Below are 16,242 nucleotides of genomic sequence, written 5' to 3' on the forward strand. Positions count from 1 at the left end.
GTATGTTCGGGCGCGGCCTCCGGGGATCGGCGGGCTCCGGATAGGCTGGGCGGATGACGCGAGCCGAGCAGCCAACGGTCGTGAGCCCCACCTCCGACGCACTAGCCGCAGACTCACGCGAGCGAGCCGTACGAGCCCTGTTGCGCATCCCACCGCTCCGGCGGTTGTGGAGCGCGCAGCTCGTCGGCAATATCGGCGATGCCCTCGCCCTCCTCGTGCTTCTGCTGCTGTCGCTTCAGGTGGCGATCTCGGAAGGGTCGTTCGGCGGTGGTTACCGCGGTGCGGCGTTTGCGGTCGCCGCGGTGTTCGGGGCTCGGATCCTTGCCACATTCCTTTTCGGAGCAGTACTCCTGGGCCCGGTCTCCTCACTGACCTCGCCCTCGGGACCGCTCGACCGCCGCTGGACCATGATCGGTGCGGACGGGCTGCGGCTCGCCCTGTTCGTCGTCGCACCGTTGTGGATCGACTGGACCCCGGACAGGGCCCAGGCCCTCCTGTTGATCACCGTCTTCGTCGCCGGCGTCGCCGAGCGTTTCTGGACGGTCTGCAAGGAGGGCGCGGCCCCCGCCCTGATGCCCACACCGCCCGCAGAGGGCGCGACCGTACGCCCGTTGCCCGACCACCTCGACGCGCTGCGTCGACTTTCTCTCCGTACCACTTTCGTCGCCCTGCCCGCCGCCGGCGCCGTGCTTCTGCTGGCGACGCTGGTCGGCAATCTGCTGGGGACCGGCATCGACTGGTTCTCACTGCATCAGGCAGCCCTCGGCTCGTACGTCGCCGCGGGCCTCTTCGCGGCGTCCGTATCGACGCTGTACTTCCTTGAACTGCCCGGCGTGCAGACGCCCCGCGCGCGCTCCCCCCTGGAGGGTCTGCGCCGTCCCAAGACCGGCACCGGCATCGATCGGGGACGCACGGGCGCGATCCCGCTCACCGTCCTGGCCTGCGCCGCTGTCGCCGGGGCTGTCGCCGCGGCCGCTGCCGTCGCCGTACTGCACGCCATCGACCTGGGCGGTGGCCCTGTTGCCTTCGCCCTGCTCTTCGTCGCCCTGACGGGTGGCACGGTCATCGGCATCCGCAAGGCTGAGAAGGTGCTGCCCACGCTGTCACGGCGCAGGCTGCTGTCTCTGGCGATCGCCGTCACCGGCGTCGCGCTGCTCGCCATGGGCCTGGTGCCGGACACGGCGACCGTGCTCTTCATCAGCCTGCTCGCGGGTTTCTCGGCCGGCGTCGCCGCGAACACCGGGCACACGCTGATAGACCAGGAGACCGAGGACTTCCGGCGGGCGCGTACGACCGAACACCTGCAGGCCGTCGTGGGTGTCTCCATGGCCCTCGGCGCGGTCGCGGCCCCGCTGCTGGCCGCCGCCATCGGGCCGCAGCGTCTGGCGAGCGGCGAATTCGTCTTCGCGCACGGCGGCGCGGCCTTCACCCTGATGCTCGTCGGCGCGCTGCTGCTGCCCGTCGCTGCCATCGTCCTCGCCAAGACGGACGACCGGCAGGGTGTGACACTGCGCCGCGACCTGCGCGAGGCACTGCGCGGCGGCGACCCGGACCAGGCGCCCGCAGCCACCGGTTTCTTCATCGCCATGGAGGGCGGTGACGGGGCCGGCAAATCCACCCAGGTCGAGGTGGTCGCCGAGTGGATCCGTAACAAGGGCCACGAGGTGGTTGTCACGCGCGAGCCGGGCGCGACGCCCATCGGCAAGCGGCTGCGTTCGATTCTGCTGGACGTGTCGAGCGCCGGTCTGTCGAACCGCGCCGAGGCACTGCTGTACGCCGCCGACCGGGCGGAGCACGTCGATTCCGTCGTACGGCCCGCGCTGGAACGCGGCGCCATAGTGATCACCGACCGGTACGTCGACTCGTCCGTGGCCTACCAGGGCGCGGGCCGTGACCTGTCGCCGACCGAGATCGCCCGTATCTCGCGCTGGGCGACCGACGGACTCGTACCGCACCTGACGGTGCTGCTCGACGTGTCCCCCGAGACCGCGCGGGAGCGCTTCACGGAGGCGCCGGACCGACTGGAGTCGGAGCCGCCGGAGTTCCACGCGCGCGTGCGGCACGGTTTCCTGACCCTGGCGGCGGCCGACCCGGCGCGCTACCTGGTGGTGGACGCCGGCCAGGAGCCGGAGGCGGTGAGCACGGTCGTACGTCACCGTCTCGACCAGCTGCTGCCGCTCTCCGAGGCCGAGGTGAAGGCTCAGGAGAAGGCGCGCAAGGCCGCCGAGGAAGAGGTGCGGCGCAAGGCCGAGGAAGAGGCCGCGCGCAAGGCGGAGGAGGAGCGGCTGGAGCGTGAGCGCCAGGAGCAGCTCGCCAAGCTCCGTGCCGAGGAGGAGGCGCGCAAGCGCCGCGAGATCGAAGAGGCGCGCCAGCGCGAGGCCGAACGGCAGGCGGAGGAGGACAGGCTGCGCGCCGAGGAGGCCCGCCGGCTCGCGGAGGAGGAGCGCCTGCGCCGCGAGGCCGAGGCGAAGGCGCGGGCCGCCGAGCAGGACAGGCTGCGCAAGCAGGCCGAGGAAGAGGCCAGGCTGCGGGCCGAGGCGGAGGAGCGCCGCCGCGAGAAGCAGCGCAGGGCGGAAGAGGCGCTGCTGCGGGCGGAAGAGGCGCGTCGCCTCGCGGAGGCGGCTGCGGCGGCGTCCGCGGCGGCGGCGATGGCTTCGGCGGCCGCCGAAGCGGCGAAGGCACCTACGCCGCCGCCCGCTCCGGCTCCGATCCGGACTCCGGCTTCGACCCCGACCCCGACCCCGACCCCGGCTCCGGCTCCGGCTCCGGCTTCGACCCCGGCTCCGGCTCTCAGCGACAGCGAGACGACGCTGAACACGCCGGTCGTCCCGATGCCGGCCGTCCGGGCCGACGAGGTGACACAGACGGTGCCGAAGCTCGACATGAGCAAGCGGGACGCGGCGCCGGCGGACAGGACACCGGCGGATAGGACACCGGCGGCCAAGGCGTCGGAGGGGCAGGCTTCTGAGGGCCGGGCTTCTGAGGGGTCGGCATCGGCGGCGAAGGCACCGGCGGAGAAGACCCCGGCCGACCGGACGCGCTCGGGCAGGGCGCCGTCCGGCAAGGCTCCTGTCGGCAGGACGCGCTCCGACAAGGCGCCGTCCGCTGCCGCGCCGTCCGGGACGGACGAGACGACGGTGCTGCCGCGGGTCCCGAACGTTTCGGGTGCGGCTGGTGCGCCGGGCGCGATGGACGAGACGACGGTGCTGCCGCCGGTACGGAACACGGCTCCCCGGCCCTCCGGCCCCGCCGACGAGACGGCGGTGCTGCCGCCCGTACGGGACGCACGGCCTGCCGACGAGCCGTCGGACCGAGTGCCGCCGGGCTTCTTCCGGGACGAGCAGGACGCGCCGGGCGCCGCCCAGCAGGGCAACGACCGTACGCGCGAACTGCCGCAGTTCGACCCGGAGAGCGGGCGTCCGGCGTCCGGCCCGACGCCTCGCCCGCGACGGCGCTCGGACTGGGCGGAGGAGACTCCGCTCGACGATCTGCCGACCCTGGCGGACGAGTTGCTCGGCGAACGCGACAGCGACAGCGACGACGAGAGCGAAGGCAGGCGCGGTAAGGGCAAGGGCCGCCGGTAGGGGTTCCAGGAACGCGGTTCGAAGCGTCGGGCGGGCTTGATTTCTCAGGCTCGCCCGACGTTTTTGTGCGTCCTCCGTGAGCCGTTCATACGTCGTCGTACGTCGTCGTACGTCGAGTTCGTACGTTGAGGCGACCGCCGTGGGTGACGACTGTCAGTCCCGTCGCCCACAATGGGAGCCGACCATGAGAACGGTCGGCATCACAGGACACTGATCGGCGAGCGCACACCAGCGCGGGGCGAAGGCGGCAGCATCATGACGGTATGGGACGACCTGGTCGGACAGGAGCGTGTCCAGACGCAGCTTGCCGCCGCCGCCCGCGACGCCGACGCGCTTGTGACCGCCGTGCAGGACCGGACGGGGGTCCTGCAGGCCCCGCTCGTGTCGAAGATGACGCACGCCTGGCTGTTCACCGGGCCACCGGGCTCCGGGCGCTCCACCGCGGCCCGCGCCTTCGCCGCCGCCCTCCAGTGCGTGAGCCCGGACCGCGCACTGGGCGCCGCGCCGGGCTGTGGGTTCTGCGAGGGCTGCCATACGACGCTCATCGGCACCCACTCCGATGCCGAGATCGTCCGCACCGACCTGCTCTCCATCGGTGTGAAGGAGACGCGTGACCTGGTCCGGCGCGCTCAGCTCTCCCCGGCGGTCGGCCGCTGGCAGATCATCGTCCTGGAGGACGCGGACCGCCTCACGGAGGGCGCGGGCAATGTGCTGCTGAAGGCGATCGAGGAGCCCGCTCCCCGTACGGTCTGGCTGCTGTGCGCGCCGTCCCTGGAGGACGTGCTCCCCACGATCCGTTCGCGCTGCCGCCATCTCACGCTCAGCACGCCGTCCGTCGCGGCCGTCACCGATGTGCTGATCCGGCGCGACGGCATCGACCCCGAGGCCGCGGCGACCGCTGCCCGCGCGACTCAGGGCCACATCGGCCGCGCCCGCCGCCTGGCCACCGACGAGCGTGCGCGGGCCCGCCGCGCCGTCGTCCTCAAGCTGCCGATGCGGGTCGCCGACATCGGCGGCTGCCTCAAGGCGGCGCAGGAGCTGGTCGATGCGGCCGGGGAGGACGCCAAGCAGGTCGCCGAGGACGTGGACGTCAAGGAGACCGAGGGCCTGAAGGCGGCGCTGGGCGCTTCGGAGGGCGGCCGGATGCCGCGTGGCACGGCGGGAGCGATGAAGGAGCTGGCCGATCGCCAGAAGCGCCGCTCGACCCGTACGCAGCGCGACACGCTCGATCTCGCCCTCACGGACCTGACCGGTTTCTACCGCGACGTGCTCGCGATCCAGCTCCGCTCGCGGGTCGCCCTCGCCAATGAGGACGTACGGGACTCCCTGGACCGCATCGCGCAGAGCTCGACCCCCGAGCGCACATTGCGCCGAATCGAGGCGATCATCGCCTGCCGCCAGGCGCTGGACCGCAACGTGGCGCCGCTGCTCGCGGTGGAGTCGATGACGGTGGCGTTGCGGGCGGGCTGACGGCGGGCCGGCGGGGGCGGGAGGGCCGACAGCCCGCCTCGGAGAGCAGCGTCGGCCATGACCGAGGGGCGGCGTTGACCACGGGTTGACCGCCTCACTCGTACGAGCACCCCTCGCCACATTCCGTCATCGCCGGACTACGCTCCGAGGATGGACACCAGGCGCCTGCTCCGCTACTCCGCCACCGCGCTCGCCACCGCGGGCCTGCTCATCTCCGGCTGTTCGTCGGGGACTTCGTCGCCGAACGCCTCGGCGTCGGTGCCGCAGACGGCGGTCCCGGCCGCGCTCAAGGCGTACTACGCGCAGAAGCTGAGCTGGCGCGACTGCGGGGTGGCCGGTTTCCAGTGCGCCACGGTGAAGGCCCCGCTCGACTACGCGAAGCCCGCCGAGGGGGACATCAAGCTGGCGGTGTCCCGCAAGAAGGCCACGGGTCCCGGCAAGCGGATCGGCTCGCTCCTGGTCAACCCGGGCGGCCCCGGCGGCTCCGCGATCGGCTACCTCCAGGCGTACGCGGCCATCGGCTACCCGGAGCCGGTCCGCGCGCGGTACGACATGGTGGCCGTCGACCCGCGCGGCGTGGCGCGCAGCGAGCCCGTCAAGTGCCTGACGGGCAAGGAGATGGACGCGTACACCCAGGTCGACCAGACCCCCGACGACCAGTCGGAGACGGGCGAACTGGTCACCGCGTACAAGGACTTCGCCGCGGGCTGCGACAAGCGCTCGGCCAAGATCCTCCCGCATGTCTCCACGGTCGAATCGGCGCGCGACATGGACATCTTGCGCGGGGTCCTGGACGACAAGAAGCTGAACTTCGTCGGAGCCTCGTACGGGACCTTCCTCGGCGCCACGTACGCCGAGCTCTTCCCGTCCCGCGCCGGCCGCCTCGTGCTGGACGGCGCGATGGACCCGTCGCTGCCCGCGCGCGACATGAACCGCGACCAGACCGGCGGCTTCGAGCTCGCTTTCCAGTCCTTTGCCGCGGACTGCGTCAAGCGCAAGGACTGCCCGCTGGGCACGGGGACGGCCGACGAGGCGGGCAAGCGGCTCAAGGCGTTCTTCGATGAGCTCGACGCCAAGCCCGCCCCCACCGGCCAGAACCGCCCCCTCGGCGAGGCACTCGCCACCACCGGCGTGATCGCCGCGATGTACGACGAGTCCGCCTGGCCCCAGCTACGCGACGGCCTGGCCACCGCGATGGGCGGCGACGGAGCGGGCCTGCTGGCGCTGGCCGACACGTACTACGAGCGCTCCGAAGACGGCAGCTACGCGAACCTGATGTACGCCAACGCCGCCGTGAACTGCCTGGACCTCCCCCCGGCCTTCACCGGCCCCGACGAGGTACGCGCCGGCCTCCCCTCCTTCGAGAAGACGTCCCCGGTCTTCGGCGAGGGCCTCGCCTGGGCCTCCCTGAACTGCGGCTACTGGCCGGTGAAGCCCACCGGCACACCGCACCGCATCGAGGCGAAGGGCGCGGCCCCGATCGTCGTGGTCGGCACCACCCGCGACCCGGCGACCCCGTACAAGTGGGCCCAGTCCCTCGCGGACCAGCTGGACTCCGGCACGCTCCTCACCTACGACGGCGACGGCCACACGGCGTACGGCCGCGGCAGCGACTGCATCGACACGGCGATCAACATCTACCTCCTGGAGGGCACACCCCCGAAGGACGCCAAGCAGTGCTCCTGACGGGCCAACGCCCCCTCTGACCTGCGGTAAGCGGGCGGCCGATGGGGCGTGCGGAGCACCCTTCGAAACTGTGTAGACTTGGTCGGGCTGCTGATCGCATCATGGTTCATGCAGCGCGCCGCCTTAGCTCAGCTGGCCAGAGCAACGCACTCGTAATGCGTAGGTCTCGGGTTCGAATCCCGAAGGCGGCTCCGAAGAACCCCAGGACTCACTCGCCGTGACCTGGGGTTTTTCCTATTCCGTGACCTAGCTCCTGTCGGTGCGTCAGCCCAGAGGCTCCGCCAGGCGGCCCCTGGTGGCCGACCGGTGGCCAAACGTGCAAATGGCGTGCAGCGGCGGTGGCCGGGGACATCGACGGGGGCGGGCGGACGGCGGCTTGGTTGTTGTTCCATCCCTACAAGCCTTCGTCCAGCATTGCCGCCTGGGAAGGCTTCGGGTTGGGTCCAGGTGTCCTGCAGTCGTGCGTCAAGGAGGCAGGCAGCGCGGCTCCGCGTCGCTGCCAGGGGTCCTTCTTCGTGTTCAGCCGCATGGTCACCGAGCCCCACCTTCGGCTGTGTCGGCAGCGGCTGGAGCGCGAGCGGAGCCCCAGCGAGCCAGGGCCCGCAGGAGGTGGATGCGCCGGTGGCTCGCCCAAGGCGGTCGCCGATTGAGCCGCGCCCGAAGCGGAGGCGCGCTTGGACTGGCTGTCCATGGGGAGGGGATAGTCACGCTATGCGATCCATCGCGGTCTGCTGCGACCGATGAGTGTCGTTCATCACATGCCGGAGCCCCGGTCAGATACCCGCTGACCGGGGCTCCTTCACGCCTGAATCAGGCGGAACGTTCTTCCTTGGCCTCGTCGCTCTTGCGCGGAGGCGTCATCCTGGGCCGGCGGGGAGAGGCCGTCGGCTCCCCGTCCTTCACCGCCGCCAAGGGCCTCCGGGCGTGCGGCACGAGCTGCCCGACCTTCTCGGCGGCGTCACGAGCGAGATCGTCCAGGACCGACTGGTAGATGTCCCGGGTGATCCGCGTGTCCGAGTGGCCGAGCGTTTCGGAGACCACCTTGATGTCGACCCCGGCAGCGAGCATCAGCGTCGCTGCGACGTGGCGAAGATCGTGGAGCCGGATCGGAGGAAGACCAGCGGCTTCCACCAGGCGCTCGAAAAGGTCGCTGACCTTGCCGGGGTGAAGAAGGGAGCCGTCCTCCTGGGTGAAGATCCGACCGGTGTCCTGCCAGCCCTCGCCCCACGCCTCCCGCTCCCGTTGCTGGCGGGCCTTGTGAGAAAGGAGGTCTTGGTTCGTCTCCGCGTCGAGGGCGATCAGGCGAATGCCGCTGTCGGTCTTGGGGGCGGCCTCGTGGACCTCCCAGCCGTCCTGCACGAGCTGCGTGGCGATGGCGAGGGAGCGAGCCTTGGCCGAGTGATCTTCCCAGCGGACGCCGCACCCTTCGCCGCGTCGTGTCCCCCGGAAGGCGATGAGCCGCCAGAGCACGTACAGCCGGTCCTGCTCGACGAAGTCGAGGAACGTCGCCGTCTGCTCGGGGGGCCAGACCATGACCGGCGAAGGCTTCTCGCCGGTCTCCTTCCAGCGCGCGATGCGCTCGTCGCTCCAGACGAGGGCTTTCGGCTTCGTGCCCGGTAGCAACTCGACGTGTGCCGCCGGGTTGAACGCGGGCATCACCTGCTGGGCGATGGCGATGTTCAGCGCGGCGCGCAGGGTGTCCCGGATATGCGGCTGCGTGTTGAGGCCGGTGATCCGTCGGAAGGGAGGCATCGCGTCGAGCTGGGCCCGCAGCCAATGGCGTCGGGCGCGGTTCTCTGCACCCTTGTTCGGCGTGGCCTTGAGGTCGTCGCGCACGACGCGCCGCTGGGCGTTCTGTTCCTGGATCTCGATGTTGCGCTCATTGATCGCGTCGAACATCGAATCGATGTGGTGCACGCGGAGCTTGTCGAGGCGCAGGTGGCCGAGATGCGGCTTCAGGTGGACGCGGATATCGCACTCGTAGCGGGTCGCTCCACCGCGCCGCAGACGCTTGCGCCCCGCCAGCCAGGTGTCGAGCCACTCCGCCACGGTGACCTTGGAGTTCAGGGACTGCCCTGTCTTGAAGCGGCGGCGGGTCTCGTCGTAGTCCGGGACGGGGTCCTTGTCCTTGACGCAGTTCTCCAGGAGGTCGCTGATCTGGGTCTTGCCCCAGGCGTCGTCCTCCTCGGGAATGGCCATGAGTGCACGGACCTTGTCCAGCTCCTCCTGGGCCTTGGTGGAGGTCTCGAAGCCGCCACGACGAAACCGCCTGCGGTCGCCGTTCTGGTTGGGTTCGAGTTCCTGGACGGCGGTCCAGGTGCCGTGTCGGCGCGAAGACTTGAGCTTGGGGCAGGAAGCGCCGTACTCCTTGTTGGTCTTCGGGTCCGTGCAGCGGCACCGTCGTATGAGGTTGCCGTTCTTCACTCGCTGTCCTCCGAGGGGGGCGGCGTTTCGGGCTGATCGACGAAGGCCAGCTCGTCAGGCAGGGACGGAGGTGCCAGGTCGCGGTCGCGCATCCGGCCTCTGAACGTGCGCAGTTCCTGGCAGTCCTCGAACGCGTGCTCCTCGTAGCCCTCGGCGCGCTGCAGGAGCGTGGCTCTGCGGGCCCGGTCCAGGGTGGTGCTGGCAGCCCGCCGCCTTTCCCTGGCCAAGGCGTGGGAAGACATCGCGGCAGCCACCAGGTCACCGTGCTGACGGAAGAGGTCGAGGATGTCCCGAGCGGAGCCTTCGGGGGCGGGCCCGGCCAAGGGCGTCTCGCCGGTGAACCACGCGACCGCATCCCAGGTGGAGACTTCGCGACCGGGGAGGGCTTCGACCGTGGCTGAGGACCCGAGTGGGAAGAGGAGAGTCACCGGCGGGACGCCAAGGACGTCAGCCAGCACGACGACCTCCGCGACGGTGATGCTCGTCTTACGCCCGGACTCCAGATTCTTCATCGAGTGCTCGGTGAACTCTGGCAAGCCGCGGTCGGCACAGCCCTGGGCGACCTCGGCCATGGTTAGGCCGGCGGCCTTGCGCGAGTCCCGCAGGCGCCTGGCGATCCGACCGGTGAACGCTGTCGGCCATTGATCAGGTGTCATGGTGGCACTTTGGGCAGCCAGAAGGCGCTGCTGCAACTTCGTGATACATCTTTGGCGTCACAGCGACACGAGATTTTCCCAGGAGGGCACCATGGCGGCATCTGATTCGTCCCGTGAGGCACGAGGGCTGACGGGCGACGAGCTGCTTGCCCTTCCTGCCGTGATCGACCTCGACACCTCAAACCGAGCGCTGATGATCGGCCGATCAACGGGATACGGACTCGCTAAGCAGGGGGAGTACCCGGTCAAGGTGCTGCGTCTCGGCAACGCCTACCGGGTGGTGACGGCCGACCTGCTGAAGTTGCTGGGCCTGGAGCGCCCGCAGGCAGGTGGAGATCAGGGCGACGACAGAAGCGAGCGTCACGGCCTCGCCGCCTAGAGGCGTCAACCAAGCGACGTGCTGACCCTGACCTGTACGACGGCGGGCCCCCGACCACTGGAACCCAAGCAGTGTCGGGGGCCCGCCGTCGTCGCTCACGCGAGCTGTCGATCAGTGGCAAGACCTACACGTCGCTCGTCCGGATCTGAGCCCCATGCTCGTTCCGCGCGTACGTACGCCGCGTGTTCTTTTCGATCTTCCGGGCGACCTCGGAGTCCAGGTCCACGCCGTTCATCTCGGCCAGGGCGGTCAGGTAGAGGAAGACGTCGGCCAGCTCTTCCCCAAGATCGGGCAGCCCCTTGCGCCAGGCGGTGAAGGCTTCGCCGACCTCGGCGGTGAGGAGACCGAACTCCAGGGCCACGTCTGTGGTGTTGAACCCCTTGAGGCTCTTGTTTTCCCAGGCGAGCTTCTGGGCGGACCCGATCTCCAAGACTCCTCCAGCGGCGGTACAGCAGGTGCCTTCGAAGCCTAGCGGGAGCAGCGTGGCGGTGTGCTGGCTTCGGCAGGCCGTCACCCTGTCGAAGGGAGTTCGAGGGCCGTGGTGTCGATGGTGAGCACGCGGGTGTAGTCAGCGAGGGTGGAGAAGACCCTGCTGTACCCCGTCACCAGCGCGGACACCTCCTCCAGGCTGACCGCCTCGCCATCGCGCAGGAGGAGTCGCTGGCGGATGACGGCCGGCGGTGCGGTCAGGTGGACGAGCACGCCGGAGCGCTCGATGACGCTCTCGGCCAGGTCGATCGCCTGGCTCCAGTTGATCCGGGACCGGCCCCGGTGAAGGGGCCCGTAGACGAGTTCGCTGATGAAGCACCGGTCGAAGAGGATCCGTCCGGGCCCGGCGAGGATGTTCCTGTAGCGGGTGGCCAGGTCGAGATGGTCGGGCGTCTTCGGGGAGTGCACCACGACGAAGCCGTGGTCCGTCGATAAGCGTTCTCCGAGCGTGCTCTTACCGACTCCGTCGCAGCCTTCCAGGACCAAGGTCTGGTACTCGTCGGCGATCTCGTCGAGGTTCATGCGGCCAACCAGGACAGGACGGCGTCGCCATTGTCGAGGTGAGCCTCCGCGGCGTACTGGACCATGAGGTTCCGCCAGTTTGGCTCCCGGCCATGGGCGTGCGTGAACGTCGGGCGCGGTTGGAAGGCCGCGATCCGCACGCCGCTGGCCGCAGCCGCGCCTATGAGCAGGGCGGTTCCGGGCGGCGTTTCGGCGCCGGAGACGTCGGCCAGAAGCCGAGCAGCCGAACACACCGCGGTCAGGTCGGCCAGGGCCCCGGCTAGGGGGTCCGACGCCGTGAAGCGCTGGGGCACCATCACCGTGTGGCCGGCGTCGACACATGCTTTGGCCAGATGATCTCGACCCCATGCCGTATACGGCGATGCTTCGACGTAGACGGGTGCGCCGATCACGGGAGGTGCACCCACGAGACGGGGAGCACGATTCGGGAGGTCGAGCAGCGCGTCGACGGCCGCGTCGAGTGCCGTGTTCGTCTGAGCCACGTTGCGCGTCTGGAAGCCGGGGAAGCGGGACTGGGGCGGAGTCGACGGCAGGGTTGGCGGTCCGAGCTTGGTGACGCGCACGATGCGTGTGGCCACGGCCTGGAGGAGGGGGTCGGGGAATTCGAGGCGAGGGCCGGTCTCGGTCAGCGAGTAGGTCTGGAAGTCGGTCGTGAGCACGATGACCGGGACGCCCGAAGCAGCGGCGTATCCGATCTCCATACAGACCCCGTCGTCAAGGCTCGGGCCGTGCAGGATGGCGACCATGGCGTCGAGGCGGCCAAGGCGTTCGCGGTCCAGCTCGAACAGGCGGCGCCCCTTGACCTCGGCGACCAGGTCCTCCTCGTCGGTGTCGCAGAACGGCAGGAAGACGCGATCCGGACCGACTTTCGCGGCGAGTCGATCGGCGAGGTCGGCGGCGAGAGCGCGGTCGTGCGCGGCAAAGAGCCGGTGGGCTACGTAGACGGACACCGGGAAAGGCCCCCAAGTCGTTAGGTCAGCCGCGTCGGGGCGCGGGGATCGGAAGGGACGGGGCCGCGACGTACCGGGCCGCAGCTCCGGTCGCCTCCGCCAGTGCCTGGGCGGCTGTCGCCCCCTGCGAACGATGGGCCAGAAAGGTCCCGGCCAAGGTGTCTCCGGCGCCGGAGACCTCGCGCGGAGGGTGCGGCGGCGGAACGGCGGAGGCGACCTGACGCCCGAAGTGGTGAACCACTGCGGCCCGGGGGCCATCGGTGATGACCACCTCCGGGAGCGCACCGGAGTCGATCACTTGCTTCAGGAGCTGGTACTCGGCGGCGTTGACGAACAGCGTGGTCGCCTTCGGCAGCCAGAGGGCGGCAGCGCGGATCATCTCCTCCGCACTCGGCAGGAAGAAGTCCACGCTGAAGTCGCTCCCGTTCGCGGCGAGTCGGCCGACCACTGCCGCCACGTCCAGCGGCCGGCGGCAGCAGACGTGGTAGGTGCCGCCCGGGTGCAGGTCCACGTGCCTGAGTGCATGCTCGGTCAGGCCCTCGGCCACGCCGTAGTCCGTGGCTACTTCCACCAGCTCGCCTTGCAGGTCGTACTGCAAGTCGAAGGTGGTGGACAGGCCGTCGACCTGGATCTGGGCCGTCCAGTCGAGCGCGTCCAGCCCCGGCGCCTCCGGAAGGTGCGCGAGATCGCCTCCGAGAACGCAGACCGGGGCCGCCCGGCGGCCGGCCCTTGCCGCCGCCAGGGACAGCAACAGAGCCGCGCCGCCGAGCCGGGATCCACCACGGTGATCGGGATAGCGGGTCCGGTCCCGGCTGATGTTGCCGATCACGTCAAGCCGTTCCACTGTGTCCTCCAGAAGGTCAAGCACGGCGGGCACGATGTGCGCAGTCGACGACCTTCGAGCAGACCGGTCGCCGACTGCAGAGCTGCGGGGCGGGACCGTTCAGGTACAGGCGCTTGAAGTAGATCAGGACGAGGTGTGCGAACCAGGTCGGCTCTGCCCCCTCGGGGATGGTCACCTTGTACTCGTTTTCGGTGGCCAGCGAGCGGAACTCGGCTGAGCGGGCGTGCACGGTCGCTTCAAGGACATGCCGCATACGTTCGTGTGCCACGGCTCCCGTCGGAAGGGAGAGGCCCAATGCTGGTGCGAGCTTGGTGACCATGCCGGAGTCCACTGGGATGATGCCGCAGTGATACCCGCGGGCAGTGAGCAGTGCGCACTGGGCGACCTTGTAGGACGCACCTCGCACCCGCGTGGCGAAGTCCAGGATCAAGGCATCGCAGTCGGCTGAATCCTCAGTCGGGTCGGTCCCCTCCTTCTCCCAGCCACGGAGAAGCTCCGAGAGGGAGCGGAGGTAGTCGATCCGGGTCTGCGGCAGGCCGATGGGACGTACAAGTGGTGCAAGCTCGGCGTCGGAGGCGGCAACGAGGTTCTCGAAGCCACGAGCGTTCGCCGAGGCAATCACTCGGGCGTACGTCCCCACCATTCGATAGGAGACCCGGGTGGACCAACCAGCGGCGAGCATCCGTACCCGTGGATCGCTGATCGACGTCGGCCACCAGCGATTCTCGTCGTGATTGGCCTCCACCTCGGCCTGCACATCCGGGAGGCCGGCAGCGCGGGCCACCAGCCGATGGACGCGCCGGATCTCAAGCGGCTTTGCCTTCTCTCTCTCGATCGTCATGAGCAGACTCCAGCACGGGCTCGGGTGGCCAGAAGTGCCATGGCGAGGTTGGACGAGAGAACCGGCTTGCCGAACCGGTGCTCCAGTTCAGGGATCACCGGCAGGGTGTGCCATCCGGTGCACGAGAAGACCACCGCTTCGGCAGCCCCGACCGCTTCCTGCGGTAGCTGCCCCACCAGGGACAGGATCTGATCCGGGGTGATCGCGGGATAGCCGTCGGACAGGCCCAGGCTCGCATGAGCCAAGACCTCCACGCCGGCCTCGGCAAACGCCGCCGATTCCGCTTCGGTCACCAGGGCGGGGTAGGGCGTAACCAGTACCACGCGTGCCACGGCTGCCTCGGTGAGAGCCCGCAGAAGGGCGTCGAAGGCGGTGAACACGCCGCCCGGTAGCGGCGGACCGTCGGCGAAGCCCGCTGACGTGCACGCCAGCATCACTGCGTCGAGAGGAATGTGGGACAGCGAGTCCAGCGCCTGCGCTGACGCTTCACGCAGTCCGAGCCAGAATGAGGCGTCGATCGCCGTCGTCCTGGATGCAGGTACGAGCCGCGCGTGGTGGAAGACCGTGTGTTGCAGGCCGAGGCGGGTCAATTCGGTCTCCACGGCGACGTTGGCCCAGGGCAGCAGCAGCCCCGCACGGATGGTGCGATCCGCCGCTGCATCCAGAGCTGCCAACGTCGCGAGCGTCCCGTTACGAAGCGGATGCAACACGTTCTCCGTAGATCATGCGAGGTGCATGGCCGGTCACCACCAGGTCGCCGGTAGTGCCGAGCGGCACCGTCGCATCGCGCTCGACGATCTGGATCGAGTACGAGCCCAGCCGTCGCCACCAAGTGCCGCCCTGGCCGATGAAGTAGCTGTGAAGTCCGGGCACGCGCAGACCAGTCGGGTAGACCCGCTCCTTCATCGGCTGATCCCAGGTGTAGTCGATGTCCGCCTTCCAGGACGGGAAGTGCTCCGCCGAGGGCAGCGGCTCCAGCGCGCCGAGCGCGGCCAGCGGTGTACCGGGGAAGGCCCGAGCCAGGCGGACGTTCGTCCGATGGCACAGAAGGCCGGCATCGAGAATCTCCGTCAGGCTCCGGAGATTTGCGACGTGGGTACCGTGGGTCTCGCCGGGCAGACCGTAGATCAGGTTCAGGCCCGGGAGCAGCATCGGCAGACCACCGGGACCACGGGCGGCCCCCGCCTCGTTCACGTGCTCGACGGCCCGCATCAGGATCTCGGGCGTGCAGGTGAGGGTGTTCCTCGCGATGACTACCGGGTCGAAGCTTTCGATGCCCATCGGCGCGCAGTTGCCCTCGGTGCAGTAGTCCGCCACCAGCTTGGCGATGCGCAGGCCGACCGGCGCGGCCACAGCGAGGGGGTCCGCGTTGTCGATGTGGAGCACTTCCAGCTCGGGGCAGCGCTCGCGGATACCGCCGAGCAGAGCGCGGATCGCGTCCTCGTCCCGGTTGCGATAGGAGAAGAAGCAGGTCTGCTGCCCGAGTCGGAAGTTCCGGACGCCAGCGGCGTAGAGCTGGGCAGCCTCGGCGACGACATCGTCGACCTCACGGAAGGCGACGAGAGGGGACTTCGCTGGCTCGTTGCAGAAGTCGCAGAATTTGCGCCGGGTGCAGCCGCGGTACAGCTCCAGCTCGGCGATCGGCCGCCAGGGCATCTGCTCGACGAGGCCGGTGAAGGAGTCGCGCTCGCGCTGCATCTGCCCGTAAGAGGCGGGGCGGTGGCTACCGAGCAGAAGGTCGCCGGACGTCACCGTGTGCGTGTGGACGGCGTCGAACAGCCCGGCGTACTCCGCAGGCGCGGCCAGGGCGTAGGTGGACAACGGACCGAGCAGGTACCGACGGCCTCGTGCACAGGCGAGCGCGCGGGCGATCTCCGCGAACGAACCGTTCACAGCGTGCAGATGGACGGAGGGAACGGCGTCTCCGGCGATGACGACCACGATCTCGGCGTCCCGCAGAAGCTGGATGGCGGAGTCCCGGTTGACGGTGGTCGAGTACGTGAACGGATCGCTCTGGGGCGGTTCGACGGTGGGCCTTCCGCCAGCGAGACACCAGCGGACGTCGTCGATGGTCACATACCGGACGTCCGCCTCCGGCCTTGCCCGACGCAGTGCCGACCAGGCGTTCCGGACGTAGGTCGACAGGTACGGCGGTACGCCCAGACCGCTCGGCTCAACGGTGAAGCAGTCCAAGACGACTACTGGCTGCATGGTGTTCTCCCTCCGGTGCTGAGGGCATCGGCGACGTTCCAGCAGCGTCCTCGCTGGGAGGGGCGGTCGGCCCGCAGCCCTCCCAGTCTCACTGGCTGTTGCTCATTCGGCCGTGATGCTTGACGGTCGAACGGGAGTGCCAGCCGGATCCACCTTCGCGTGATCATTTAGCGGTCCGCGCATGAA

General features: G+C 69.6%; 13 protein-coding genes and 1 tRNA gene. 5 read left to right on the forward strand and 9 right to left on the reverse strand.

What is annotated here, in order from left to right; translation table 11 throughout:
* The first annotated feature begins 53 nt into the window (after positions 1-53).
* From tmk to ABCR94_RS30780, 4 genes are all read left to right on the forward strand, one after another.
* Positions 54-3,584, forward strand: a complete 3,531-nt coding sequence (tmk, locus tag ABCR94_RS30765; protein ID WP_347123808.1) for a dTMP kinase — start codon at positions 54-56, stop codon at positions 3,582-3,584.
* A gap of 255 nt (positions 3,585-3,839) precedes the next feature.
* Positions 3,840-5,054: a DNA polymerase III subunit delta' gene (locus ABCR94_RS30770; protein ID WP_347123810.1), complete on the forward strand. Its 1,215-nt coding sequence runs from the start codon at positions 3,840-3,842 to the stop codon at positions 5,052-5,054.
* Between the two features lie 150 nt (positions 5,055-5,204).
* Positions 5,205-6,740 carry an alpha/beta hydrolase gene (locus ABCR94_RS30775; protein ID WP_347123812.1) on the forward strand — a complete coding sequence of 512 codons (1,536 nt, stop codon included), beginning with the start codon at positions 5,205-5,207 and terminating at the stop codon, positions 6,738-6,740.
* A gap of 117 nt (positions 6,741-6,857) precedes the next feature.
* Positions 6,858-6,931 (forward strand) — tRNA-Thr (locus tag ABCR94_RS30780).
* A 619-nt stretch (positions 6,932-7,550) separates the two neighbouring features.
* Here the strand turns inward: ABCR94_RS30780 and ABCR94_RS30785 are convergent.
* Positions 7,551-9,164, reverse strand: a complete 1,614-nt coding sequence (locus ABCR94_RS30785) for a tyrosine-type recombinase/integrase (protein ID WP_347123813.1) — start codon at positions 9,162-9,164, stop codon at positions 7,551-7,553.
* Complete coding sequence (locus tag ABCR94_RS30790) at positions 9,161-9,820, reverse strand: helix-turn-helix domain-containing protein (protein ID WP_347123815.1); 660 nt, start codon at positions 9,818-9,820, stop codon at positions 9,161-9,163. Before ABCR94_RS30790 ends, ABCR94_RS30785 begins: the two co-directional genes overlap by 4 nt.
* A 91-nt stretch (positions 9,821-9,911) precedes the next feature.
* Here ABCR94_RS30790 and ABCR94_RS30795 point away from each other — a divergent pair, with 91 nt between their 5' ends.
* Positions 9,912-10,199 (forward strand): hypothetical protein, encoded by a 288-nt coding sequence (locus tag ABCR94_RS30795; protein ID WP_347123817.1) that lies wholly within the window; start codon positions 9,912-9,914, stop codon positions 10,197-10,199.
* Positions 10,200-10,323: 124 nt separating this feature from the next.
* On the opposite strand, the gene ABCR94_RS30800 is transcribed toward ABCR94_RS30795, so the two are convergent.
* The 7 genes from ABCR94_RS30800 to ABCR94_RS30830 form a co-directional block, all read right to left on the reverse strand.
* Complete coding sequence (locus tag ABCR94_RS30800) at positions 10,324-10,629, reverse strand: MazG-like family protein (RefSeq protein WP_347123819.1); 306 nt, start codon at positions 10,627-10,629, stop codon at positions 10,324-10,326.
* A gap of 80 nt (positions 10,630-10,709) precedes the next feature.
* Positions 10,710-11,210, reverse strand: coding sequence for a nucleoside/nucleotide kinase family protein (locus ABCR94_RS30805; RefSeq protein WP_347123820.1), 501 nt, complete (start codon positions 11,208-11,210; stop codon positions 10,710-10,712).
* A complete protein-coding gene (locus ABCR94_RS30810; protein WP_347123821.1) occupies positions 11,207-12,160 on the reverse strand; it encodes a nucleoside 2-deoxyribosyltransferase in 954 nt (317 codons plus the stop codon). Before ABCR94_RS30810 ends, ABCR94_RS30805 begins: the two co-directional genes overlap by 4 nt.
* Before the next feature lie 25 nt (positions 12,161-12,185).
* Positions 12,186-13,028, reverse strand: coding sequence for a PfkB family carbohydrate kinase (locus ABCR94_RS30815; RefSeq protein WP_347123822.1), 843 nt, complete (start codon positions 13,026-13,028; stop codon positions 12,186-12,188).
* Positions 13,021-13,845 carry an HhH-GDP family DNA glycosylase gene (locus tag ABCR94_RS30820; protein ID WP_347123824.1) on the reverse strand — a complete coding sequence of 275 codons (825 nt, stop codon included), beginning with the start codon at positions 13,843-13,845 and terminating at the stop codon, positions 13,021-13,023. The genes ABCR94_RS30815 and ABCR94_RS30820 overlap by 8 nt, the downstream gene beginning before the upstream one ends.
* Positions 13,842-14,519 (reverse strand): aspartate racemase/maleate isomerase family protein, encoded by a 678-nt coding sequence (locus ABCR94_RS30825; protein ID WP_347123825.1) that lies wholly within the window; start codon positions 14,517-14,519, stop codon positions 13,842-13,844. The genes ABCR94_RS30820 and ABCR94_RS30825 overlap by 4 nt, the downstream gene beginning before the upstream one ends.
* A 16-nt stretch (positions 14,520-14,535) precedes the next feature.
* The gene (locus tag ABCR94_RS30830; protein ID WP_347123827.1) at positions 14,536-16,056 is read right to left on the reverse strand and encodes a radical SAM protein; all 1,521 of its coding nucleotides are present in this window, start codon (positions 16,054-16,056) and stop codon (positions 14,536-14,538) included.
* Between the last annotated feature and the right edge of the window lie 186 nt (positions 16,057-16,242).

The organism is Streptomyces changchenzhani (assembly GCF_039766235.1).
Lineage (GTDB): Bacteria > Actinomycetota > Actinomycetes > Streptomycetales > Streptomycetaceae > Streptomyces.